Annotated in this window: 20 protein-coding genes; 12 read left to right on the top strand and 8 right to left on the bottom strand. The window is 59.1% G+C overall.

Annotated elements, in window-relative coordinates; translation table 11 throughout:
• Positions 1-22 precede the first annotated feature (22 nt).
• The 6 genes from ADB08_RS06125 to ADB08_RS06100 all read left to right on the top strand — a co-directional run bounded on the left by ADB08_RS06125 (position 23) and on the right by ADB08_RS06100 (position 7429).
• Complete coding sequence (locus tag ADB08_RS06125) at positions 23-1042, top strand: decaprenyl-phosphate phosphoribosyltransferase (protein ID WP_049171853.1); 1020 nt, start codon at positions 23-25, stop codon at positions 1040-1042.
• A gap of 472 nt (positions 1043-1514) precedes the next feature.
• Positions 1515-2558, top strand: coding sequence for an alpha/beta hydrolase (locus ADB08_RS06120; RefSeq protein ID WP_049171823.1), 1044 nt, complete (start codon positions 1515-1517; stop codon positions 2556-2558).
• 546 nt (positions 2559-3104) lie between these two features.
• Positions 3105-5204 carry an alpha/beta hydrolase-fold protein gene (locus tag ADB08_RS06115; RefSeq protein WP_049171821.1) on the top strand — a complete coding sequence of 700 codons (2100 nt, stop codon included), beginning with the start codon at positions 3105-3107 and terminating at the stop codon, positions 5202-5204.
• Between the two features lie 37 nt (positions 5205-5241).
• Complete coding sequence (locus ADB08_RS06110; RefSeq protein ID WP_049171819.1) at positions 5242-5730, top strand: DUF732 domain-containing protein; 489 nt, start codon at positions 5242-5244, stop codon at positions 5728-5730.
• Between the two features lie 5 nt (positions 5731-5735).
• On the top strand, positions 5736-6659 hold the full coding sequence (locus tag ADB08_RS06105; RefSeq protein WP_049171817.1) for a cutinase family protein: 924 nt from the start codon (positions 5736-5738) through the stop codon (positions 6657-6659).
• Positions 6660-6871: 212 nt separating this feature from the next.
• Entirely contained in the window at positions 6872-7429 is a 558-nt protein-coding gene (locus ADB08_RS06100) for a TM2 domain-containing protein (RefSeq protein WP_016421640.1), read from the top strand.
• Between the two features lie 18 nt (positions 7430-7447).
• Here ADB08_RS06100 and ADB08_RS06095 read toward each other — a convergent pair whose 3' ends face one another.
• From ADB08_RS06095 to trmB, 7 genes are all read right to left on the bottom strand, one after another.
• Positions 7448-8812 (bottom strand): PFL family protein, encoded by a 1365-nt coding sequence (locus tag ADB08_RS06095; protein ID WP_049171815.1) that lies wholly within the window; start codon positions 8810-8812, stop codon positions 7448-7450.
• Positions 8813-8826: 14 nt separating this feature from the next.
• Positions 8827-9096, bottom strand: a complete 270-nt coding sequence (locus ADB08_RS06090) for an ACT domain-containing protein (RefSeq protein WP_016421638.1) — start codon at positions 9094-9096, stop codon at positions 8827-8829.
• 251 nt (positions 9097-9347) lie between these two features.
• Complete coding sequence (locus ADB08_RS06085) at positions 9348-10874, bottom strand: peptide MFS transporter (RefSeq protein WP_016421637.1); 1527 nt, start codon at positions 10872-10874, stop codon at positions 9348-9350.
• An 87-nt stretch (positions 10875-10961) separates the two neighbouring features.
• Positions 10962-11333, bottom strand: a complete 372-nt coding sequence (locus ADB08_RS06080) for a DUF3054 domain-containing protein (RefSeq protein WP_049171813.1) — start codon at positions 11331-11333, stop codon at positions 10962-10964.
• 62 nt (positions 11334-11395) lie between these two features.
• Positions 11396-12376: a lysylphosphatidylglycerol synthase transmembrane domain-containing protein gene (locus ADB08_RS06075; RefSeq protein ID WP_239660029.1), complete on the bottom strand. Its 981-nt coding sequence runs from the start codon at positions 12374-12376 to the stop codon at positions 11396-11398.
• Positions 12377-12498: 122 nt separating this feature from the next.
• Complete coding sequence (locus ADB08_RS06070) at positions 12499-13182, bottom strand: NYN domain-containing protein (RefSeq protein ID WP_049171810.1); 684 nt, start codon at positions 13180-13182, stop codon at positions 12499-12501.
• A gap of 4 nt (positions 13183-13186) precedes the next feature.
• Positions 13187-14035 (bottom strand): tRNA (guanosine(46)-N7)-methyltransferase TrmB, encoded by an 849-nt coding sequence (gene trmB, locus ADB08_RS06065; RefSeq protein ID WP_224784268.1) that lies wholly within the window; start codon positions 14033-14035, stop codon positions 13187-13189.
• Between the two features lie 324 nt (positions 14036-14359).
• Here trmB and ADB08_RS06060 point away from each other — a divergent pair, with 324 nt between their 5' ends.
• From ADB08_RS06060 to ADB08_RS06035, 6 genes are all read left to right on the top strand, one after another.
• Positions 14360-14902, top strand: coding sequence for a hypothetical protein (locus ADB08_RS06060; RefSeq protein WP_049171808.1), 543 nt, complete (start codon positions 14360-14362; stop codon positions 14900-14902).
• Positions 14884-15912 carry a hypothetical protein gene (locus ADB08_RS06055; protein WP_049171805.1) on the top strand — a complete coding sequence of 343 codons (1029 nt, stop codon included), beginning with the start codon at positions 14884-14886 and terminating at the stop codon, positions 15910-15912. Before ADB08_RS06060 ends, ADB08_RS06055 begins: the two co-directional genes overlap by 19 nt.
• 34 nt (positions 15913-15946) lie before the next feature.
• A complete protein-coding gene (locus tag ADB08_RS06050; protein WP_049171803.1) occupies positions 15947-16372 on the top strand; it encodes a DUF6802 family protein in 426 nt (141 codons plus the stop codon).
• A 299-nt stretch (positions 16373-16671) separates the two neighbouring features.
• Complete coding sequence (locus ADB08_RS06045) at positions 16672-18507, top strand: phosphoenolpyruvate carboxykinase (GTP) (protein ID WP_049171801.1); 1836 nt, start codon at positions 16672-16674, stop codon at positions 18505-18507.
• 112 nt (positions 18508-18619) lie between these two features.
• The gene (locus tag ADB08_RS06040; protein ID WP_049171799.1) at positions 18620-19093 is read left to right on the top strand and encodes an Rrf2 family transcriptional regulator; all 474 of its coding nucleotides are present in this window, start codon (positions 18620-18622) and stop codon (positions 19091-19093) included.
• Between the two features lie 201 nt (positions 19094-19294).
• On the top strand, positions 19295-20491 hold the full coding sequence (locus ADB08_RS06035; RefSeq protein WP_049171798.1) for a globin domain-containing protein: 1197 nt from the start codon (positions 19295-19297) through the stop codon (positions 20489-20491).
• Between the two features lie 115 nt (positions 20492-20606).
• On the opposite strand, the gene ADB08_RS06030 is transcribed toward ADB08_RS06035, so the two are convergent.
• Positions 20607-21713: an NAD(P)H-dependent flavin oxidoreductase gene (locus tag ADB08_RS06030; RefSeq protein ID WP_065421657.1), complete on the bottom strand. Its 1107-nt coding sequence runs from the start codon at positions 21711-21713 to the stop codon at positions 20607-20609.
• Positions 21714-21795 lie beyond the last annotated feature (82 nt).

Here is a 21795-nt window from a genome sequence, read left to right as displayed (position 1 = left end):
GGAGAACGACAACTTGGCCAATGTGTCGGCCAACCAGCGGCAAGCTTCTCAATCAAGGATTGGGTCCGAGCCGCACACTTCCGGTATCGATGAGCCTGCGCACCCGCAGGGGCATCCGCCGAAGAATCTGCTGGACGGCATGATCAAGGCGCTTCGCCCGAAGCAGTGGGTGAAGAATGTCCTGGTCATTGCGGCTCCACTGGCGGCCGGCAACGAGATCATGGACTCGGGACGTTCGATCGGCACGCTGACCGTCGACATCCTGGTGGCGTTTGTGGCCTTCTGTTTGGCGGCATCGTCGATTTACCTGATTAATGATGCCCGCGATGTCGAAGCTGACAGGGCGCACCCAACCAAGCGCTTCCGCCCAATTGCCGCTGGCGTACTGCCGGTTAGCATGGCGTACATTATGGCGGTCGCACTGATTATTGGTTCGATTGCGGTGTCCTGGTTTGCCTCTGAGGGGCCGGGGCTAGCAATTGTTGTGGCTGTATACATTGCACTGCAGCTTGGTTACTGCTTTGGCCTGAAGCACCAGCCGGTGATTGATATTGCGCTGGTGTCCTCTGGTTTCATGCTGCGTGCAATGGCCGGTGGTGTTGCGGCCAACATCAACCTGTCCCAGTGGTTCTTGCTGGTTGCCGCCTTTGGTTCGCTGTTCATGGCAGCCGGTAAGCGTTACGCTGAGCTGCTGTTGGCGGAGCGCACGGGTAAGAAGATTCGTAAGTCGTTGCAGGGTTACACCGCGACTTACCTGCGCTTTGTGTGGACCCTCGCTGCGACCGCCGTGGTACTGAGCTACGCGCTGTGGGGCTTTGAGATGGGCCGCACGCCGGGCACTTCGTCGGCTTCGGCTATTTGGTACGAGATCTCGATGGTTCCATTCACTGTGGCCATCCTGCGCTTCGCAGCCGACGTTGACCGTGGTGATGCGGGAAGCCCGGATGAGATTGCGCTCAAGGACCGTCCGCTGCAGGCACTGGCTGTGCTGTGGCTGCTGTCCATTGCCATCGCTGTCTACGCTGTTCCAGTTCTGGGGTAGTTCCCTGTTCTTTTCCCTTTAAGCGAACTGCGATTTCCGTCGGGTTCTCGTCGGTTTTTCGTCGGGTTCGATTGGTAGCTGAAAGCCCATGCACTGAGGAGTGCATGGGCTTTTTCTGTATTTCGTTAGTACTTAGGTTGTGTTTGGGGTTCTTGTAGGCGTGTTTTAGGTTTCTCAGTTAGTCCTACGGATCAGCCGGGGGCAGAATTACAATTTTGTAATTCCATGCTGGTAAACATTGTTTCTCCTTGTGGTGGATAGTTTTGAGGGGAAATGTGAGAAATATTACGGAATGATTACGATTTAAACTTGGATGTAGGGAAACGATTGAGTATCGTTACATACTCGAGATTCTTTTGTGGGGTCTCCAGTTGTCGCGTCACAACTGGAAGCAGAAAAGCGAAAGCTCGCGTAAGCGACTGCCTCCGAAAAGTCTGGCGCGGAGGTAAGTCCGAAAGTAAAGAGGAGAACGATGAGCTTTACTGCAGTGAGTCGTAACTTCACGGTGAAGGTCGTAGCTGCCCTTGTGGCTGTTGCAATGGTGTTTGGTGGCATCATGCTCGCATCCGCGAAGGATGCGAGTGCTGATCCAAACCGTGATCGACTGCGTCCAGGCTGTGAGTGGGATCCATATCAGTGGTTTGTTCAGTACTGCCAGGTTTTCTCGCCGGCTATGAACCGCAATATTCCGGTTCAGATTAAGGCGGCTACTGGTGGCGGCGATGCGTCCCTGTACATGCTTGACGGTCTGTGGGGCTTTAATAAGGGTGCGTCCGGTTGGATTTGGTCGGGCCACATTGCTCAGACCTTCGCCAACGACAACATCACTCTGGTTGCGCCGGCTGCTGGCGACGGCTCCTTCTATGCCGACTGGAACGATCCGGCCGTGACTTCCGAAGGGGTCAAGACTCAGAAGTGGGAAACCTTCCTGACCCAGGAGCTGCCGGTCTATCTGCAGCGTGAGTTTGGTGTCAACCCGAACCGCAACGCAATCGCTGGTCTGTCCATGGGTGCGGCTGCGGCGGTTTCTCTGGCGGCTCGCCACCGTGATCAGTTCAAGCAGGTCACTTCGCTGTCCGGTTACTACCAGATGTCCAACCCAGTTGTTGCGACCGGCGCTACTGCAATGGTGGCTAGCACTGGTGTAGTGAATCCGACTGGCATGTGGGGCCTTCCGGTTCCTGCTTCGGAGCAGTGGCGTGCTCATGATCCATCGCTGCAGCTGGACCAGCTCCGGGGGCTGCCGATGTATATTTCCTCCGCCCAGGGTGTTCAGAGCCTGTGGAGTGATCCGGAGGTCTTGAGCCGTCCGGTGCCGCAGCTCCCTGACACTGTCTGGCGTGCCGTAATGGAGTCCGTCTCCCGCGCTTCGACGCAGCGCTTTGAGCAGGACGCTCGCGCTGCCGGCCTCAATGCGCAGTTTGTCTACAGCCCGAACGGTATCCACTCGTGGGAGCTGTGGGGCCGCGATGCCGCGCTTGCTCGCCCGCACATTCTTCGGGCGCTGGGGCTTTAAGCCGGTAATTTTTTCAGGGCGCTCTGGCGCGCTGACCTAGCTCTGGTGCTGGATGACTTCTTAAAGGGACTAGCTTCTTAAGACGTCTCAATTTTAAAAACGACCAATCCTTTTGTTGGGGTTGGTCTTTTTTCTGTGTCGAGTCCGGTTTGGATGCTGAGCGGAAGGTGTGGGTAACGGCTTAAAGAGGGGCACAAAGAGTTGCGCTGTCAAAGCTTGAATTCAGTTCCGTTTGCGTGTGTCTCCACGGTTTTTACCCGTAAGAGGGTAAACATGAGAGTCGAACCTTAAAGTAAAGGGTGAAGCTATTCAGGTAGCTATACCGTTTTTTCGCAGAACGTGTGTGAGATTCTTCTTGCAGCGGCACGCCGGAGGAGGGGAACCTTCGGATACGTTGCTGGTCACTACGTAATTCTGCGAAGCCGAACGGTAAACGCATAGCTCAAGCGCCGCGTGATGCTATCTGCAGGTGCCTAATCGGTGCCGGTGCAACACTCAACGTCTCAAATAATTTCAACCAGCGACTTTGTAAAGGGAAGCCCTCTTATGCGCGTAACCGCTAGATTCCTCCGTGGTGGACTCGGCAACAGCCGGAAGTCATCACGGGCGTTGACCGCACTTTTGGCACTACCGTTGACTCTCGCTCTCGGTGCCCCTGCTGCAGTGGCGGCTCCCGAGCCAGCTCAGCCAGGTCTGCCTAGCTACGAGGAACTTCAGGCCGTTCAGGGGCAGTTGGCGCAATCTGGAGACCTGGGAGACCTTGCTAAGGCCGCTGAAGCAGCGCAAGCTGCTGGTGCGCAGCTACCTGGCCTGGGTATGCCGAGGCCGATGCCAGGGCCGGAGCGTACGCCATTTAAAGTCGATACTCCCGCAGTGGCGAACCTCCCCAGTGGAGTCAGCGTAGACAAGGTCGAGTGGTACACAGATCACCACGTCATTGCGCACATTCGCTCGGCTGCCATGCCGGAGAAGCCAATCCAGGTTGAGATTTTGCTGCCGCGCGATTGGTACCGCGACAAGGAGCGCACATTCCCGAGCGTCTACCACCTTGACGGTATGGCATCGTTTGATGACTACTCCGGTTGGATTCGCGCTACCAATATCGAACGCTTCTACGAGGACAAGAATGTCCTGGTGGTTATGCCTGCCGGCGGTACATCGTCCTTCTACTCTGACTGGGATCAGCCGGATAACGGTCAGAACTACAAGTGGGAGAGCTTCATTACCAAGGAGCTCGTGCCGGTTATCACCAACGGCTTCCGCGGCAACGATGAACGCGGCATTATCGGTATCTCCATGGGAGCTACCGGTGCTTACAACGTTGCAGCACACTCTCCGGAGCTGTGGAAGTTTGCCGGTAGCCTCTCTGGTTACCTGGATATGACTTCGCCGGGCATGCCGCAGGCAATCTCTCTGGCGATGAAGAACACCGGTGGCTATGACGCGACGAAGATGTGGGGCCCGCTCGGTTCGCAGCGTTGGAAGGACAATGATCCGAAGCTGAACATCGACAAGCTCAAGGGCATGTCGCTGTACATCTCGGCGGGTAACGGCAACACCGGTGAGTGGGACGTGCCGTCGCAGATCGATCCGACGAAGCCGGACAATCCGACCGGTTACGCATTGGAAGTGCTTTCCCGCATGACCAGTGAGACCTTCATCCGGAATGCTCGGGAAAAGGGCGTCGAGCCGGTTGTGAACTTCCGGAGCTCGGGTACTCACACTTGGCCGTACTGGCAATTTGAGGTCAGTCAGGCCTGGCCAACGCTGGCCGATGCACTGCAGTTGCCGGAGTCCGATCGTGGCGCTGTCTGCCGCGTAGGTGGCGAGATTGAAAAGGCCGTCGCATCGCTGCCGGGAATCGGCACCTGCCTGTCGGATGAGTATGGCGTCGCCAAGAATGGCGTGGCTCAGGACTTTACCGGCGGTACCGCCTACTGGCACCCGGATTCCGGGGCACATGTGGTCTGGGGACGCATCGGTTCGCGTTACAACGAGCTCGGTGGTCCGTCCTCGCCGCTCGGCTACCCAGTGACCAACGAACTGGCTACGCCGGATGGCTCGGGACGATTCGTCCACTTCGAAAAGGGCTCGATTTACTGGACTCCGGAAGGCGGAGCCCACGAAGTCACCGGCGACATTATGAACGTCTGGGGCAAGGCCGGCTTCGAGACCGGTCCGCTGGGCTACCCAGTCGCCAACCACCGCGATATTCCGGGCGGTGTCGCCCAGGACTTCCAGGGTGGCACCATCGTCAAGATCGGCGGCGAAGAACCTCGCATCGTGCGTGGTGAAATCGGCCGTGTCTACAAGGAGCTCGGTGGCGCTGAGTCCGATCTGGGTCTGCCTGTCGACGGCGACGAGGTCAAGCTCGCCCGCGGCGCTTTCCAGCGCTTCGAACACGGTGCCATTTACTGGACTCCGGAAACTGGTGCACAGCCGGTGCGCTCCAACGACATCACTGACCACTGGGGCAGCACTGGCTACGAAAATGGCCCGTTCGGCTACCCGGTCGGCCCACTGCAGCCAGTCAAGGCCGGCGGTCTTGAGCAGCAGTTCGAGGGTGGCTGGATTCGTCAGCTCAACGGCAAGATTGTCGAAGAGCGCAATAAGCCAGAAGCGCCGGCCCCAGCCGCCGACAAGTAAGCCAACCAAAGCAGGGCACTGAATAAGGGATAGACAAATGTCCATGAACAAGTCCTTCCGGACACTGGCTACAACCACAGCTGTTGCGCTGCTGACCTTCGGAGTGGCCGCCTGTGGCAGTTCCACAGTGGAATCTTCGGAGGTCACCTCGTCGACGACTACGAAGACCTCCACGACGTCGTCAAGCACGAAGACTTCTGCGCCGAAGTCGAGCGAAAAGTCTGCGCCGGAGATCACAGATCCCCAAGCTAAGCGCGTGGACGAAGCGCCCGATGGGCAGATGAAGCTCAGCGAGGCGGACGATTCATACCTCGGAGCGCTGGAAAAAGCGGGAATCGATGTTGATGGGGTGGAGGATCAGCTCATCGGCACAGGTCGCGCGGCATGCGCGGACGCACCGGAGGAGGAGCGTGAAGTCATCGCGCTGGCGATTGCCGGGCAGCTGGTCGCACAGGGGCGCTCACGGGAAAGCGCCGAGGAAGTGGCGAAGACTATTGCAAGCTCCGCTAAAAAGGCGTATTGCTAGCACTCATGCGTAAAGTGCTGACAATTCTGGCGGTCATTGTGCTGGTGGCCGCTATTGGCTTCGGCGTAGTGCAATGGCTTAACGACGACCAAGGCGGTCAAACCCCACCGACCCCCGGTGACGATGGCGGGGTTCTGGCCGAACAACCCGAGTGGTGCCCGGCGGTAGAAGTTATCGCTGTGCCCGGAACTGCGGAATCGCGTGCTGACGATGATCCGATGGCCCCGACCGCGAACCCGCATTCGCTGCTGCTTGGTCTGACGAACTCGATTTCGGAGTCCTACTCGGAGGGTGATGTCAAGGTCTGGACTACGCCGTACCCGGCACAGATCAAGACGCATCAGCTGCCCGACCAACTCACTTACGATGATTCGCAGGCAGTCGGGCGCGATGTCACCGCTAAGGAAATGGCTGACTTGCACGGGCAGTGTCCACTGACGGACTTCGTCCTGATGGGCTTCTCCCAGGGTGCCGCTATTACAGGTGATTTGGCCTCTGACATCGGCAATGGCCGCGGTGTCGTTCCGGCCGAGCGCATTGCGGGCGTGGCTCTGTTGGGCGACCCGCGGCGTGACCCCAATCAGGGCGTGAACCAGGGCGTTCCGCTGGCTGGTGTGGGCGTCGAGCTGTCATTGCAGCCGCTTGGCGGCATTGTGCAGGCTGTGGTTCCGGGCGCAACGATGCGCGGTCCACGAGACGGCTTTGGGCCTCTTAATGACAAGGTCCAGAATGTCTGCGTGCCATCGGACTCCTTCTGTGATGTGCCTCCGGGAGTGGCCGATGCGATTGCACGAGCGCAGGAGATGATTACCGGCGCGGGTGCGCACGCGACCTACGCCACGAATGATGTGGCAATTCCGGGGACGACTCCGCTGGCCTGGACTGAGGGTTGGGCTCGCGAACTGATTGAGCAATCGCTGGCGCGGTAGAGGCAGCTCGAAATGTGCGAGACGCCCCCGACGGGGACTTGCTGTTAGAATCTTGCTCAAGAACTGGTGTTTAATGTTCCAAAACAACAGTTTCGCTAAAATTTCGAAAGAAATTGACAAAGTTGCAGGAAGCAGTCTGACGGAACCGGTTATTATCGCCCAAGGAACTGCTGTTCATGACCGGGGAAATCTAGGCGAAAAGGTAGGGTGCAATGACGAATCCGACAAACCCATATGGAGATTTCGACGAAGACGGTATGCCGAGGTCCAAGGGGAAGTTCGCTAACAGCTCGGGTGCTTACAGCTCCGGTATGCCGTACTCGGATCCATACCCACCGCAGCAGCCGAACGTGGGGCAGGGCTATCAGGACCCGAGCCAGCACAATTTCCACAACGGGTACTCGAATCCGTATCAGAGTGGTTACCCAAACCAGCAGGCGCCGGCGTATTCCGCTGGCTTCGGCGGCCCGAACCCGCACCAGGGCTACGGGGTGGCAGGTTCCCCTGTCTCGGATAAGTCCAAGATTGCAGCGGCTCTGCTTGCCTTCTTCCTGGGCACCCTCGGTGTTCATAATTTCTACTTGGGGCACAACTCGCGTGGTGCTATTCAGCTAGCACTGACGGTATTCGGCTGGATTACCGCCATCTTCCTGGTTGGCTTCTTCCTCATTATCGGCGTCAGTATCTGGGCATTTATCGAGTTCATTCTGATTCTCGTCGGTAGCGGCTCCTACGCCTATGACGCAAATGGGCGCCGCCTGCAATCGTAGGAGCCCCGTCCGAAGCTGCTAGTTCCTGAACCCGTGCACCGGCGCGGGGATGTAGCCGCCGCGGGCAATGAACTCGGCATTGCCCTTGGCATTGACATCGATGACCGGCGCGTAGCCGAGCAGACCACCGAAGTTCACCTCATCGCCCGGCTTGGTACCTGGCACCGGAATGAGGCGAGCTGCGGTGGTTTTGTGGTTCATCACACCGATGGCGGCCTCGTCGGCAATCATGCCGGAAATCGTGGTCGCAGGCGTGTCACCAGGAATCGCAATCATGTCGAAGCCCACCGAGCAAATAGAGGTCATCGCCTCCAGCTTGTCCATGCTGATCGACCCCGCGCGCACAGCATCAATCATGCCCTTGTCCTCAGAGACCGGAATGAACGACCCGGACAGTCCACCGACGCGTGAACACGCCATCAGGCCGCCTTTCTTCACGGCGTCGTTAAGCAGTGCCAGCGCGGCAGTGGTGCCGTGCGTGCCGACCTGCTCCAACCCCATGTGCTCGAGAATATGAGCGACGGAGTCGCCCATCTCGGCGGTCGGCGCGAGCGAGAGATCCACGATGCCAAAAGGCACGCCCAGGCGCTCCGACGCCATCGTGCCGACCAGCTGACCCGTGCGTGTGATCTTGAACGCTGCCTTCTTGATCTCCTCGGCGACTTCGTTAAAGCTGGCGCCATGCAGATCGCCGAGCGCGCGATCGACCACGCCCGGCCCCGAAACGCCGACAGACACGACGCAATCTGGCTCCCCGACACCGTGGAACGCGCCGGCCATGAAGGGGTTGTCGCCCACCGCATTGGCGAAAACCACCAGTTTTGCGCAGGCAATCGAGCTGCGGTCGGCGGTCTGCGCCGCGGCTTCCTTCACCACCTCGCCCATGCGACGCACTGCATCCATGTTGATGCCCGCGCGTGACGACGCTACGTTGACCGAGCTGCACACCAATTCGGTCTCGCTCAGAGCGTGGGGAATGGAGTCGATGAGCCGCTTCTCGCTGGTCGTCGCACCCTTTTCGACGAGCGCCGAGTAGCCGCCGAGGAAGTTCACGCCAGAATCGCGGGCGGCGCGGTCGAGGGCCTTGGCCACCACGGTGGGATCGCCTTCGCAACCGGCCGTGATGAGGGAAACCGGTGTGACGGAGATGCGCTTATTGACAATCGGAATGCCCAGCTCCGCCTCGATACCCTCACAGACCTCCACGAGGCGAGCGGCCTGCGTGGTCACGCGGTCATACACCGCCTGTGCGGTGGCTTCCATTCCAGAGCGAGAGCACTCGAGCAGGGAAATTCCCATAGTGACCGTCCGGATATCCAGACGGTACTTCTCGATCATGTCAATGGTGTCGAGGAACTTAGATTGCGCGAAGTTGAAATCCATCCTGGTCGCGCCCTTTAAATCTCGTTGACGGCGTTGAACAGCGCCTCAGACTGGATTCGAATGACAAGCCCCTCCCGCTTGCCGACGGAATCCATGTAACCCTGCAGCGTGCTGATGGGGGTGGCCTTCTCGTTGAACTCCACCCGCAGGATCATGGTGAACCATTTATCCATGAGGGTCTGGGAAACATCGACGATGTTGACGTCCTGCTCCGCCAGAGCAGTGGTGACGGCGGCGATGATGCCGGTGTGATCCTCGCCGGTGACGGTAATGATGGCAAACATGGCCTCAATTTTAGCCGGTGGGGAGGTGGGGAAAATCTGTGGATGGCGGTTGTGCTGGTGGCGAGTTTGTGGCGAAGCATGTTCAGGGACCGCTTAAGACACTTCACGACACCCGTGGCACCTTGTGCCATCTGTGGAGGCGGCATGAGGTGACATAGGTGTCGTGAAGTGGGGAGGAGGGGGAGGGGCGTGGGCGTGGGCGTGGGCTGTGCCAGAGCGGGGGCCAGCCTTACGGATCCGGCCCTACGGCCCTATCGGACGTCGACGAACTCCTTGACAATCCACTTGCGCAGGGCGAGCAGAATCAAGCCCAGGACAACCGAGGCGATACCCAGGGTGATGAAGAAGGTGTTCTCAGCAGCGGCATCCTCATAGTTGTAGAAGCCGGCCAGGGTGCCTGCCAGTGAAGTACCCATAGCGACTGCCATCAGCCAGACGGCCATCATGCGCGACGGGAATGCCGCCGGAGCGACCTTGGTAGCAAGGGCGTTGCCGACCGGGCTCAGCATGAGCTCACCCATGGTGAATAGGAAGAGAATCCAGATAATCGCATACAGCGGAGTGGAGTTCTCACCGCCACCGGAGAATGGGATGAAGAAGAACAGCGAGATGCCGATGATGATGTTGGCGACACCGAACTTCACTGGGGTGGACCACTGGCGGTCACCAAGCTTGGACCAGGCGGCTGCAAAGACCATCGAGAAGGCGATGATGAAGATCGGGTTGATCGAGTTAATCCAGGCCGGGGACATTTCCCAACCGAAGATCTCGCGGTCGAGGCGGATGTCCGAGTAGATGGCCAGCACCGTGAACTGCTGCTGGAAGATACCGAAGAACAGCACGCCTGAGACGAACATCGGGATGAAACCGACCAGGCGAGTCTTCTCCGATTTCGTCGTAAGTGGCGAGGAGTACATCTGCCACCACAGCACCACAGCGGCGATCAGTGCAATCACCGTGACCACAGTGGAAAGAGTCGTGACCGGAACAATTCCGGTGGAAACCAGCGTAACCGAGACAACAGTGATGACCACTGCGATGCCAATCCATACCGGGTACTGCTTCTTCGGCAGCGGGTTCGGAATCTCATGGCCAGCCTCGGCGATGGTGGACTTGCGCATCAGGATGTACTGAATCAGACCGGCAGCCATACCGATAGCGGCCAGACCGAAGCCCCAGTGGAAGCCCTTCATTCCCCAGATCCAGCCGGTGAGCAGTGGGCCGAACAGGGCACCGATATTGACGCCCATGTAGAAGATGGAGAAGCCGGCGTCACGACGCGGGTCGTCCTTGGCGTAGAGCTGACCCAGCACGACCTGTGCGTTGGTCTTCACACCGCCGGAGCCGATTGCGATGGAGACAAGGCCAATAGCCAGGCCAATCACGCCAGGGATGAATGCCAAGGAGATGTGGCCAAACATGACCAGGATGGCGGAGTAGAACAGTGTCCGCTCCGAGCCAAGGATACGGTCGGCAACCAGAGAGGCAACGAGTGCGGCCATGTAGACAAGACCGCCGTAAGCACCGACGATGGAGGTAGCAGCACCCTTGTCCAGGCCGAGACCGCCCTGAGTGGTCTCGTAGTACATGTAGAAAGCCAGGATGGCCTGCATGCCGTAGAAGCTGAAGCGCTCCCACATTTCGATGCCGAAGAGGTTGGCGAGACCCCACGGTTGGCCCATGAAGGTACGGTCTTCGCTGGACCCTGCGGGGTTATGAGTTCGTTGGGTCTCAGCAGTTGGTTGATTGCCGAGAGCCTCGTCAGAAGATTTGTCCATTCTTCAATTATCGAGGCGGAGTGCAAAAATTAAAAACCAGATTTAGTCAGTGAACTAAACCGAAGGGCTAGGGATGGGGCCGAAGGCTTAGTCCAGAGACTTACGAGCAACCGCATTCGACGCTGCTCGCCAACCCAGCAGCAGCAAGGCGCTCATGACTGAGGCAACCAGAATGAAGGACCAGTGCGGGACTGCCGAATTGCGGGTGGCCCACACAGCTAGGCCGACGACGACAGTGCCGAGCCACACAATTGCGCCTGAACTCACTGCACGCGGGTTCGGCTCGTTCTTAATCAGCGCGGTGCCCAGGAGGACACCGAATGCGAACGGCCACCAGGTATCGAGGATATTGATGAAGGTAAAAGAATCCTCGGGAGTGTTGTGAGCCAGGCGCGCTAACACGGCGAAAATAAAGATGGCGAGGATGTCAATCAAGAACGTCGATACGCGTGTGTTCATGCTTCTTAGTCTAGCGACCCCTCAGATTGGTGGGTGACCAGCGACCAGCGGTGAGGAAGCCATTAGCGGTCAGCGGCTGGATGGCGCTCGGGCTGATCCTTGTGGTCGAAGCCGAGGGCGTAGATAATCCAGCCCACAATTGCCACCAGGACGAAGGAAACGATGCGATAGACCAGCACCGCTGCAAAGGCCTCGGCGCCGGTGGTGCCGCCTGCGATGAGAGCCGCGGTCAAAGCGGCCTCGACAGTGCCGATGCCGCCCGGTGTGGCCTGGATGAAACCTGCGAGCTTGCCGGTTACGAAAGCCAGCAGCACCTTCGTAGCGGAGATGTCATCGACACCAACGGCACGGATGGCGGCGTAGAGACAGACAATTTCCGCGACCCAGTTGATAAAGGACCAGGTGAAGGAAAGAGCCAAAGTTTGCACGGGCAACTTCACGCTGGTCAGCTGTTTGACGGACTCTTCAAGTCGGTCGACATCGGTGTCCGCGGGCTTCTTTCGAATCTTGTTAAAGACACGCAGACACCACGCGCCTGTCTTGTTGAGAAAAGCCGGGTTCTGCGAAATCCGCCACAGCAAAATGGTGGCCAGTAACACCGCAATTGCCATAGCGATGAGCACCGCGGTCGTGCCACCCTGTCCGACGAAGAAGAGGCTGCCAAGCCCCAGAAATGCCAGACCTAAAAACGACAACGCGCCCGAAAAAAGCACGAACCAGCTGACAAGGACCGCGGATGCGCCCCACTGCATCATGCGCTTAATCTGTAGCGCCGTGGAGAATGCAGCACCACCGGGAACGGTGACCGCCCACGCGTTGGATGCGAGGGTTAGCGCATTGGTGCTACGGCGAGTAGCTGCTTTTACGCCTCCAGCTCGCAACAGCAGACGCATCACTTCCGCCATCGCGTAGAGCGAAAAAGCCACGGAAAAAATGGCGATGAACAGCCACTTAGCATCGACATCCGCAAGGATTTGGAGCCCCTGGACGACGCTGTCCCAGTTTCTTACCGTCAGGACGATACCGGCAATCACGAGGGCCACGAGGATTATCGATCGTAGCCAGCTCGAATTGCCGGTTTTGAGGACTTTTTTAAGTCGTGACATAAATAAGAAGCCTGTTCGTCTTCCTGTTCGTCTCCCTAGACGTCGCCGCGGTGGTCTCCCTAGTCGTCGTTCTTGCCGTCGCGCTCCTTGAGCAACGACGTGAGCGGACGGAACGGCTGCAGCCACGCACCGCCATCAGGCAGGCGGTCGAGATCGATACGCGGTAGCGGCTCGCGGAAGACGCCCTTGATTTCCTCCAGGTCAACGAAGCGAATCGCATCGGAGGCCAGCGCCCAGGAAGCGTGCTCGTGAAAACCGATGACGGTTACCCGAATCCCCTCGGATGCAAGCTTTTCCAACAGCTCCTGGAAATTCTGGCCATCGGCGGACGCAACGACGACACTGCGCAACACGCCTTCGTCGTAACGCCGTTGGATGTGCGCAATCATGTCGGGGTCAACGTCGGTGTCCTCTTCGATCTTCGGCTTTGCGAAGACCGCGAAACCGACATTGCGCAGAGCCTCGACCCAGGGGCGGACAATCTCCGCTGAGCCCGGGTTGACGTTGGTGAATACCGTGGCCTCGGGGAGGACATCGGAACCGATGTTGTGGGATACGCGCTCGGCTTCGTCGATAAGCCATTTGCCCACGGCGTCGAAGCGCGGGCGGTGTGCGGCGGTCGGGCGGGATCCCAAAATGGCGCCGAGCCCCATGTCCAAGTTCGGGGCGTCCCACACGAGTAGTGCGGTCGGGTGCGTCTCAGTGGTGTTGTAGCTGGCAGAGGTGTTTTGGGTAGTGCTCATGTTCCTATGCCTCTTTCTTGCGCCAGATGAACTCGTGGATGTCGTGGTCGAGGTTCAGGCCGCGGGCTTCGAACTTGGTCGTCGGTCGGTCGAGAAGCATGGGGGATTCCGGCCAGGGCCAGGCGATAGGCTCGAGCGTCGGCTCGACCTCGCGGAGCTCCTCGATCCACTCTGCGTAGTCCGCATGGTCGGTGGCGGCGTGGAAAATGCCGCCGGGCTTCAGACGCGAAGAAATCAGGCGCAACGTGCCAGACTGCACAATGCGGCGCTTGTGGTGGCGTGCCTTCGGCCACGGGTCCGGGAAGAACAGGCGCACGCCGGCCAGCGACTCCGGCTCGATCATGCGCTGCAAAACCTCGACGCCGTCGCCGCGGACCATGCGGATGTTCGACACCTCATTGCGCACGGTGGCGGAGAGTAGTTTCGCCAGGCCAGGGCGGTAAAGCTCAACGGCGATGATGTTGTGGTCCGGTTCCTGCGGAGCCATTGCCACGGTGGACGTGCCGGTGCCGCAGCCAATCTCGACGATGGTCGGTCCCTTGCGACCGAACCATTCCTCCACGTCAATGACTTCGTCGGAGAGGACCTTGCCGTACGTGTCCCAGTTGTCTTCCCAGATCTTTTCCTGGTTGGGAGTCAAAGTGCCACGGCGGAAGGACAGATTGCCGATGCGCGGGTAGTCAAGACCATCGTCGAATTGGGTCTTTTCCGGACGACCTGCAGGCAATTCGCCCTTCTTCGGCTGGCGTTCATGCGGTTGTTCCGCCTGCTCGTCCGCGCGAGTTGGCAATGGTTCAGATTGCTGCGAAACCGCAGGCTGTTCGATATTTTCAGAAAAATCAGAAGTAGTCACGTTCCCTATTGTCCACGACATCGGCCAACTATCCAATCATTGCCCCTAGGATTTTTGTTGTTGTCCTGGCGGTTTCACGCCGGTTGACGATGCCGCGTCGTCCTGAATAGGCGGCACGGCGGGGCAATTTGTTTTGCCGACTTGCCGAATCCGCGGTCCGCTGTAGGCTGAACGCGAAGCCGCGCTTATTCGTTTGTTGAAGCGGTGCTTGGGGGCTGCCTAGCGCAGCGTTTCAGGGCGCGGAATCTGGCCCACGGGCCGTATGGGGGTTACGCAGGTTTTAACTAAACCACGCAGGGGATTTATGGGAGGGGACTAGGCCGGATGGACCTTATTTCCGCAACTGATGTCACGGAAACAACACAGCCGTCAACGGGATCTACATCGTCGTCGTTGCGCGCTGCCGTGGTGGACTGGCTGTCATCACGACAGGCCGCGCACTCGGACACCGCTAACACGAGCGGCGCGGAGGTGTGCGTCGCCAAGGCGCTTGAGCGCGAGAAACGGCCACCGATAATCTGCGCGCGATTGCGCAGGGGCGTGCGTGAAACCGCTGTGCGCGAGGCATTTTCGCAATGTCACGCGGAGCTGGCCGACAAGCTGTCCGCCCCTGTCGCGCTGGTCATCGAGCAACAACCGATTCGCCATTCGCTTGCCGACGAGTATTGCGACATCACCACAAACGAGACAGCTGAACACACCTTTTTGTTCAGCTCCGCGTTGCGGAAGATTGCCGAACGCCTCGGTGCGGAAGGCGGATCACGCAATGATGACGGGCTACTCGCAGTGCAGTTGACTGAGATCGCGGCAGCCTTTCCCGCGGCTAGAGACAGCCTGGAGGAGTTGCTATGGCAACACCGGACGTAGTTGAGCCACGCCCGGTCTCGGCGGAGGGGTCTGAGCAGCCACCGCTCCTTGTCACCAAAGCCGGGGACGCGGCGGACCGCGCGGACTTCTCGCAGATCGTTGACACTGCGACGCCGCCACGTCGGCTGGAGTTTGTGGATAAACGCAGCGTCGTCGTGCTCTATGTTGCAGACAGCGAGGTGCAGCCCACGCGGGAGTGCGTCAGCACGGTTGCAGCAATTAGCCAGGCCACCGGTCGCGTTGCAGTTGGCCTGATTGGCAATGGTGAGTATGTCGAGGCCTGGCGTCAGGAAATCGACAGCACAATCCCGATGGGAGCGCTGGACGAGAGGATGGCCAGAACCCTGGTTCTGCTGGCAGAAGGCCCGCCCAGAAACTCGGGGGAAACACTGAGTGCGCGCCGGGCTCGAAATGTGCGAGCTCAGCTGGCGCAGGAGCGATCGCGCGGAGCCGGGGCGGCGGCGCGATTGCAGCGGAAGATGCAGTTGGCAGCTGAGAGTGCAGTGCGGGATGCGCTCCAGGAAGTGGCTGACGGCCCCGCGGGTGACCAAGCGGAACTTCAGGGCCGTGCCGAAATTGCAGCGACGCGGCTGCAGCAGCGGTGTGGCGACGAATTGGGCCTTCATGTGGAAATCCCGGTGCCCGCTCCAGAAAGTCCGGCTCGCCCCAGTTATGCCATGGACGCGCTGGTGGCGGTGGCCTCGCTTGGCGCGGCGGTCGGCGCAGTGCGGATCGTCCACGGGGTGCTGATGTGGGTTGGGGTGCCGACGCTTGTGGCGCAGCTGGTCGCACTTGCAATAGGCCTCGGCGTTGCGGTGGTGGCGGTGGGCGCAACGATTCGTCGTAACGCACGCCAACGCACCGCGCAGTGGCGGGCAAATTACCTCGCCCATCTGCGGCGAAAATGGACACAGTCCGTGGAGATGACGGTGCGCGAAGCCCTTGGTGCGCGGGGTCCGGGATGGCGAATAGAACAGCTGGCGGAGTACACCGGAGCGCCTGCACGATAGCCGTGACAGCCAAGAGGAATAGGGGGATATCACGATGGATGAGTTTTCATTACTGCAGTACTTTTCCGACCAACCCGCGTCCGAGGGCGGGGTGGAGGTGCGTTCGCCCGCTACGCCGTGTGGTTTGGAGGCGGCGACGCCGATTGATGGGCAGTCTGCGGACGTTGGTGGCGCCGGGTTGGTCGTGGAGGTCGATGGGCAGCTCTACGACCTCGGCGACGACGAGGGGTCAATTACGCTTGCCGACGACTCCGGGTTGTCGATCTATTCGGATTTAGACGGTGACGGCACGGTGGATCACGTTACGACGGTCCGTTTTGACGGCACTTGGGAGTCTTGGAGCAGCGATGATGTGAGGGCTGCTGACGCGATAGGCGGAGCGGCAGCGGAAACGGTATCAGCAGCGGGGAAGTGGGATGCGTACTCATGGGAGCAGTCTGCGCGGGGCAGCTGGGGCTAATGACTTTGGAACCGCTGCGCGCGGGGGTACCCGTGTCTCGGTTGCTTACAAATGGGGGTAACTGCAGCCAAAGGGTTAATGGTTGTAATTTTATGTGGTGAGGCTGGCCTTATTCGCTGGTTATAGCCATAAATGAACAGGTCGCAAGAATGGGGGCGAGGAAAATTATTTGTTGTAAAGCCGTGATGTAACGGCTTGCAAATGAGGGAACGAGCCGATTGTCGATGTGGGGCCCGGCAACTTTCGGTATCCCCCGGTAGCCTTAAATTAAGACGCGAATCAATGAGTCAGGAGAACTGATGTCCGCACCTTCTATTCCTGGTCTCGAGGGCCAGGCCCCGACCGAGAACGCCGAACTGCTGCGCTGGATTGCTGAGGTCGTAGAACTGACCCAGCCAGACAAGGTTGTCTTTGCTGATGGCTCGGAAGAAGAGTGGAACCGCCTTACCCAGGACCTGGTTGATAAGGGAACTCTTATCAAGCTGAATGAGGAAAAGCGCCCGAACTCTTTCCTTGCCCGCTCTAACCCGAAGGACGTTGCTCGTGTGGAGTCCCGCACGTTCATCGCTTCTGAAAAGGAAGAGGACGCTGGCCCGACCAACAACTGGGCGGATCCGGTCGAGCTGAAGAAGGAAATGACCGAGCACTACCGCGGTTCCATGAAGGGTCGCACCATGTTCGTCGTTCCGTTCTGCATGGGTCCGATTACCGACCCGGAGCCGAAGCTGGGTGTTCAGCTGACCGACTCGGAGTACGTGGTTCTCTCCATGCGAATCATGACCCGCATGGGTCAGGATGCCCTGGACAAGATTGGTCCGGACGGGGACTTCGTCCACGCTCTGCACTCCGTTGGCGCTCCGCTGGAGGAGGGCCAGGAGGACGTTGCATGGCCGTGCAACGATGAGAAGTACATCACCCAGTTCCCGGAGACCAAGGAGATTTGGTCCTACGGTTCCGGCTACGGCGGAAACGCCATCCTGGCCAAGAAGTGCTACGCACTGCGTATCGCTTCGGTCATGGCTAAGGAAGAGGGCTGGATGGCCGAGCACATGCTCATCCTGAAGCTCACCAACCCAGAGGGCAAGGCCTACCACATCGCCGCTGCATTCCCGTCTGCATGTGGTAAGACCAACCTGGCTATGCTGACTCCGACCATCGAGGGCTGGAAGGCCGAGGTCGTCGGTGACGACATCGCATGGCTGAAGTTCGGTGAGGACGGCCGCCTGTACGCTGTCAACCCGGAGAACGGCTTCTTCGGTGTTGCACCGGGTACCAACTACTCCTCCAACCCGAACGCCATGAAGACCATGGAGGCCGGTAACACCCTGTTCACCAACGTCGCACTGACCGACGATGGCGACGTCTGGTGGGAAGGCATGGAAGGCAAGCCGGAGCACCTCATTGACTGGAAGGGCAATGACTGGACTCCGGATTCCGACGAGCTGTCCTCGCACCCGAACTCCCGTTACTGCACCCCGATTTCGCAGTGCCCGGTCGCCGCACCGGAGTATGACGACCCGCAGGGTGTCCCGATTGACGCCATCCTGTTCGGTGGCCGTCGCCCGGACACTGTGCCGCTGGTGACCCAGGCTCTGTCCTGGAACCACGCAACCTTCATCGGTGCAACCCTGGCTTCCGGTCAGACCGCTGCTTCCGCTGAGGCTAAGGTTGGCTCCCTGCGTCACGACCCGATGGCAATGCTGCCGTTCATTGGCTACAACGTCGGTGACTACCTGCAGCACTGGATTGACATGGGTGTCAAGGGCGGCGACAAGATGCCAGAGGTCTTCCTGGTCAACTGGTTCCGCCGCGGCGAAGACGGCCGCTTCCTGTGGCCGGGCTTCGGCGACAACTCCCGTGTTCTCAAGTGGATCATCGACCGCATTGAGGGTCGCGTTGGCGCCAAGGAGACCGTTGTTGGTCACACCGCTAAGGCAGAGGACCTGGACCTGACTGGCCTGGACATCGACTTCGCCGATGTCAAGGAAGCCCTGAAGGCACCGGCTGCTAAGTGGCAGGGTGACCTCCCGGACAACGAGGAGTGGCTGAAGTTCCTCGGCGACCGCGTTCCGCAGGAAGTCTGGGACGAGTTCGAGGCTCTGAAGGCTCGTATCGAGAAGAGCCTGCAGGACTAAGATCTTGCTAGCTAGCCTTGCTAAAAGCTAGAACCTAGAACCACCCCCTTGTTGCCCGAAGTGGCTGGCAAGGGGGTGGTTTGTGCAGTACAACGATGAAGGATGACACGCAATGCAACTAACGCTTTTCTCTGATTTGAGCCTGCGTGTCATCACTTTGATGGCGACGGGGGAGCCGGGGCGCAAATACACCGCTGCCGAGGTAGCGGAGTCTCTCAATGCGTCTCGCGCGCATGTTTCCAAGGTTGTCTCGCGGCTTGTGGAGCTCGGCTTCTTGGAAGCGGTCAAGGGGCGCAATGGTGGCATCTATCTGCGAGATTCGGCTACGGAAAAATCCGTCGGCAAGCTGCTGCGCACTCTGGAAAACAACGAGGTCGTCGATTGTGTCGGCACTGACTGTCCATTGCTGCCGACGTGCCTGTTGCGTGGCAAGTTAGCGGCTGCACAGGAGGCGTTCTTCGCGGCACTCGATCCGGTGTTGATTGCTGATCTCATTCCCGCCAAGTCGGTTGATGGTGCGGATGGTGATACTTCCGAGGGAGGTAGCTTGTCTGAGGGGTCGAGGCTCAATATTCGTCCGGTTTAGGTGGTTTAGGCGTAGAACTGAAGGCCTAATCTCGATTTGAAAAGAGCTGAGAGTGGTGCTGTCGAAGCTTGTCTGTCAAGACTTTTGGCGGCGCCGTTTCTGCAGCTAAAAGCGGTTGATTCGCAACTGCAAAGACTAGTTTTGGCGCCAACAAACAATATTGCGCAAACAAAATGCGCAATATGGTGATAGTGTGAAGTCATGCCAAACCTGAATGTCAACAAGAACGGCCTGACTCCAGAGCAGGCCGAAGTCGTCACCCAAACCCTGCCCGTCGTCGGTGCCAACATCGAGAAAATCACGCCGAACTTCTACAACCGGATGTTCGCTGCTCACCCCGAACTCATTGCCGATACCTTCAACCGCGGCAACCAGAAGCAGGGGGCTCAGCAGAAGGCGCTGGCGGCATCCGTCGCTACCTTCGCAGCTACGCTGGTCGACCCAGACGCTCCTGCCCCGGAAGAACTGCTTTCCCGCATCGGCCACAAGCACATTTCCGTTGGCATCAAGCCGGAGCAGTACCCAATCGTGCACAAGCACCTCTTCGATGCCATCGAGGAAATCCTCACCCCAGAGGTCTTTCAGGGGGCTGTCCGCGACGCATGGGATGCCGTCTACCTGGAGATGCAGCGTGTTCTCATCGACTTCGAGAAGGGGCTCTATGACGACCTCGGCGTCGAAGCAGGTGATGTTTTCCGCGCCGCTCACGTCGTCTCTCGTGAAGAGCGCGGTGATGATGTCGCAGTATTCTCCGTCAAGCTTGACGACGAAACCCCCGTTTCCTACCTCCCGGGACAGTACATTTCCGTGCGTCAGACCATGCCGGACGGCGCCGGCCAGCTACGTCAATACTCTCTGGTCGGCGGCAAGGAAGGTGTTCTGACCTTCGCGGTTCGTCGTGTCGATGCCTCTGAGGACCTGCCGGCTGGCGAAGTTTCCACACAGCTGTGGGAAAAGGTGCAGCCGGGCGATGCCATCGAGATCTCTCTGCCGGCAGGTGACCTGGTGTTGGACACCAAATCAAACGACCCGGTGGTGCTTATTTCCGCAGGTATTGGTGCCACTCCCATGATCGGCATGTTGGATGCCCTGGTGGCTGGCGACTCTAAGCGAGATGTTGTCGTCCTCCACGCGGACCGTGCAGAAACCGCAGATGCCCTGCGCGCAGAGCGTGACAATGCTGTCGCCGCTCTGACCAATGCTCGCCAGCAGGTGTGGTACGAGCCGGATTTGATGAATCTGGCGGATGCGGAGCTGCCGGAGGGCGCTCAGTTCTACCTCTGTGGTGGCAACGGCTTCCTGCAGGCCATTCGCCAGCAGCTCGCCGATCGCGGTGTTGCTCGCGATAACGTTCACTTCGAGCTGTTCAGCCCGAACGATTGGCTGCTAGACGCTTAACGCCACAACCGCGCCGTCGCCATAAAAGTCGTCGTCACAAATAAAGCCAAATGACCAGCCGCGATATATGTCCGGGGCTGGTCATTTTGCAGTTTGTAGCATCGGCGGCTTCGTATTACTCGGCCAAGCCGGAAAGCTCCGCAACAACATCCGCCGCATATTGATTCGTGCACTGCGCAAACGCAATACCTGCCCACAAATTGAGATACTCGGGATCGACGGCCTTATTCGCCGCGCCGCGAAGCGGTGTGGTCAAGTAGTGCAGTTGCGGGTAAAGCTCCGGCGCGACCCTAGAAAACTCCCGGGTAAACGTGTTCTCGATGGCACGCGCTGGCTTGCCGGAAAAAGCATGAGTCAAAACGGTGTCACGCCCCACCAAATCACGCAGTGCCCGTCGGTGCGTCTCCTTCGTACCCGCCTCCGCGGTGGTGAGGAACCGTGTGCCAGCTTGCACAGCCACCGCGCCGGCTTCCACAAGCTTGACGACGTCCTCTCGGTTACCCACCCCACCAGCGGCGATGATGGGAACATTGGTAACTGCACATGCTTCGGTGACTGCTTGGGCGAGCTCTTCCACAGAGGCCCCAATGCTGTCGGACGAATCCTTCCCCTTCACAAATGCGCGGTGCCCACCCGCAGCTAGTCCCTGCAGGACAATGCGATCAGCGCCAGCCTTCGCCGCCGCCTGTACACCCTCAATTGAGGTCGCATTCAAAATCACTTTGCGGCCTGATTCCTTTACCCGAGCAATGACCTCGTTATCTGGGTAGCCAAAGGTAAAGGAGACGAACTTCAGGGCATCGGGATTGGGCAGAAAGTCATCAGCGAGAATTGCCTCGACTTTCGCCGAGAAGTAGTCATCTGACCAGGTCGGAGTGTCAGGCAAGTCGATGTCGAAGTGGGCAGCGGCCGGCGCCAGACGATTACGAAAAGCGGTCCACTGAGCAAGTTCCTCCTCTGAGGTTCCGATACCGGCGTCAGCAGTGTTGGGGCAGAAGAGGTTGATGCCGAAACCTTTGCCGTCGTCAAGCAGTGCGCACGTCTTCCGTGCTTGTTCAGTGAGCTTTTCGACAGTGAGATATCCGGCGGCAAGGGTGCCAACCCCGCCAGCATTGGAAACGGCAGCGACGAGTTCGGGCGTGGATGGGCCACCGGCCATCGGCGCCAAAATGATTGATGAGCGTCGGAGGTTTTCGAGTGTCTGCGAGGTTGTACTGCTCATAGGGGCGAGAGTAACACTAAGGCCGGATTCCCCCGCGTGGGAGAACCCGGCCAATGCCGACGAACGACGTTGCGCAATAGAC

The organism is Corynebacterium sp. 239_CJEI (assembly GCF_001055995.1).
Classification (GTDB): domain Bacteria; phylum Actinomycetota; class Actinomycetes; order Mycobacteriales; family Mycobacteriaceae; genus Corynebacterium; species Corynebacterium jeikeium_D.
This window is presented reverse-complemented; position numbering and strand designations above follow the sequence as displayed.

Bases quoted from the DNA above. Each gene is read 5' to 3' on its own strand.
- ADB08_RS06045 (WP_049171801.1), top strand. From the start codon at position 16,672: ATGTCCGCACCTTCTATTCCTGGTCTCGAGGGCCAGGCCCCGACCGAG.
- ADB08_RS06105 (WP_049171817.1), top strand. From the start codon at position 5,736: ATGCGTAAAGTGCTGACAATTCTGGCGGTCATTGTGCTGGTGGCCGCT.
- ADB08_RS06030 (WP_065421657.1), bottom strand. From the start codon at position 21,713: ATGAGCAGTACAACCTCGCAGACACTCGAAAACCTCCGACGCTCATCA.
- ADB08_RS06100 (WP_016421640.1), top strand. From the start codon at position 6,872: ATGACGAATCCGACAAACCCATATGGAGATTTCGACGAAGACGGTATG.
- ADB08_RS06115 (WP_049171821.1), top strand. From the start codon at position 3,105: ATGCGCGTAACCGCTAGATTCCTCCGTGGTGGACTCGGCAACAGCCGG.
- ADB08_RS06110 (WP_049171819.1), top strand. From the start codon at position 5,242: ATGTCCATGAACAAGTCCTTCCGGACACTGGCTACAACCACAGCTGTT.
- ADB08_RS06085 (WP_016421637.1), bottom strand. From the start codon at position 10,874: ATGGACAAATCTTCTGACGAGGCTCTCGGCAATCAACCAACTGCTGAG.
- ADB08_RS06095 (WP_049171815.1), bottom strand. From the start codon at position 8,812: ATGGATTTCAACTTCGCGCAATCTAAGTTCCTCGACACCATTGACATG.
- ADB08_RS06090 (WP_016421638.1), bottom strand. From the start codon at position 9,096: ATGTTTGCCATCATTACCGTCACCGGCGAGGATCACACCGGCATCATC.
- ADB08_RS06060 (WP_049171808.1), top strand. From the start codon at position 14,360: ATGGACCTTATTTCCGCAACTGATGTCACGGAAACAACACAGCCGTCA.
- ADB08_RS06080 (WP_049171813.1), bottom strand. From the start codon at position 11,333: ATGAACACACGCGTATCGACGTTCTTGATTGACATCCTCGCCATCTTT.
- ADB08_RS06050 (WP_049171803.1), top strand. From the start codon at position 15,947: ATGGATGAGTTTTCATTACTGCAGTACTTTTCCGACCAACCCGCGTCC.
- ADB08_RS06070 (WP_049171810.1), bottom strand. From the start codon at position 13,182: ATGAGCACTACCCAAAACACCTCTGCCAGCTACAACACCACTGAGACG.
- ADB08_RS06040 (WP_049171799.1), top strand. From the start codon at position 18,620: ATGCAACTAACGCTTTTCTCTGATTTGAGCCTGCGTGTCATCACTTTG.
- ADB08_RS06120 (WP_049171823.1), top strand. From the start codon at position 1,515: ATGAGCTTTACTGCAGTGAGTCGTAACTTCACGGTGAAGGTCGTAGCT.
- ADB08_RS06035 (WP_049171798.1), top strand. From the start codon at position 19,295: ATGCCAAACCTGAATGTCAACAAGAACGGCCTGACTCCAGAGCAGGCC.
- ADB08_RS06055 (WP_049171805.1), top strand. From the start codon at position 14,884: ATGGCAACACCGGACGTAGTTGAGCCACGCCCGGTCTCGGCGGAGGGG.